Origin of the sequence: Streptomyces flavofungini, from assembly GCF_041028215.1 — a bacterium.
Lineage (GTDB): Bacteria > Actinomycetota > Actinomycetes > Streptomycetales > Streptomycetaceae > Streptomyces > Streptomyces flavofungini_B.
On record NZ_JASKYR010001206.1, the window covers coordinates 1 to 1,451 of the forward strand.

1 protein-coding gene is annotated in these 1,451 nt (G+C 71.4%); it reads right to left on the reverse strand.

The window, feature by feature from the left end:
• The coding region (locus AB8Z36_RS39775) for a condensation domain-containing protein (protein ID WP_369218230.1) at positions 1-1,297 on the reverse strand (1,297 nt) is incomplete at its 3' end.
• Between the last annotated feature and the right edge of the window lie 154 nt (positions 1,298-1,451).

A 1,451-nucleotide genomic window follows, 5' to 3' on the forward strand; every position in this document is an offset into this window, starting at 1 on the left:
GCCGCGACTCAACCCCCACACCCAAAGCCATCAGATATCGCGCCAACGCACTCGCCCGCGCGTCCAACTGCACATAGGACAGCCCTTGTTCAGGGGCGCACCGCACTGCTACCGCATCCGGCGACCGAGCGACCCACCCCTCGAACGCCTCCACCACCGAACCCGCCACCACCGGACAAGCCGTGGCGTTCCAACCCCGCACCACCGCATCGCGCTCCGACGCGTCCAGTACGTCGATCCGGCCGACCGGTGTGCTGGGGGTGGCCGCGATGTGTTCGAGGGTGCGTTCCAGCCACTGGCCCACCTGGTGGGCTTCGGAGCGGTCGAAGAGGTCGGGGCGGTAGGTCACCCGGATCTGGAGGCGCTCGTCGGGGACGACGCTGACGGCGAGGGGGTAGTGGGTGCCCGCTTCCGTGCGTAGTTGGGTCATCGTCAGGCCGTGCGGGCCGGTGGGGGGTGTCTCGTCGCGCGGGTAGTTCTCGAACATCAGCATGGTGTCGAAGACCGCTCCGGAACCGGCGACAGCCTGGATTTCCGGCAGGCCCACGTGCTGGTGGGCCATCAGCTCGGACTGACCGCGCTGGAGTCCGGTCAGCAGGTCGGCCACCGGCTGCGCGCCGTCGGTCCGTACGCGCACCGGAAGTGTGTTGATGAACAGGCCCACCATGGACTCCACCCCCGGCAGCTCCGCCGGGCGGCCCGCGACCGTGGCGCCGAAGACCACGTCCGTGCGGCCCGCGAGGCGCGCGAGGACCAGCGCCCACGCACCCTGCGCGACGGTGTTCAGGGTCAGGCCGTGCAGGCGGGCCAGGTCCGTCAAGGCGTCGGTGGACTCCTTGGAGAGGCGCAGCGCGATCTCCTCCGAGACGGCGTGGGCGCTGTCGTTCAGGTGCGCGGGCCTGACCAGGGTCGGTTCGTCGGCGCCCGCGAGGTCCGCCCTCCAGGCGGCGCGTGCCGTCTCCTTGTCCTGGTGGCCGAGCCACGTCAGGTATCCGCCGTAGGAGGCCGCGCGCTTGAGGGCGGTGGCGTCGCCGCCCGCCGCGTACAGCGCGGAGACCTCGTGGAACATGACCGGCGTCGACCAGCCGTCCGCCACGATGTGATGGCTGGTGACGACGAGGCGGTGCCGGTCGGGGGCGAGCCGGATGAGCAGCAGGCGCAGCAGCGGCGGCGCCGTCACCTCCATCCGGGCCGCCCGTTCCTCCTCGGCGAGGCGGTCGGACCGGGCCAGGGCGTCGGCCTCCGTATGTTCCGTGAGGTCGGCCTCGCGCCACGGCAGCGTGACGTGACCCGCCACGGCCGGGCGTGGAACAGCATGCCTTCCTGCAACGGTGACAGCGGCCAGATGTCCCGCAGCGCCGGTACGGCCGACTCTAGGTGTTCCACGTCGGCCTGGGTGAGCGTGCCGTCGGGCAGGTCGTCGAGCAACGGGAAGTCGGACGGGGTGTGTC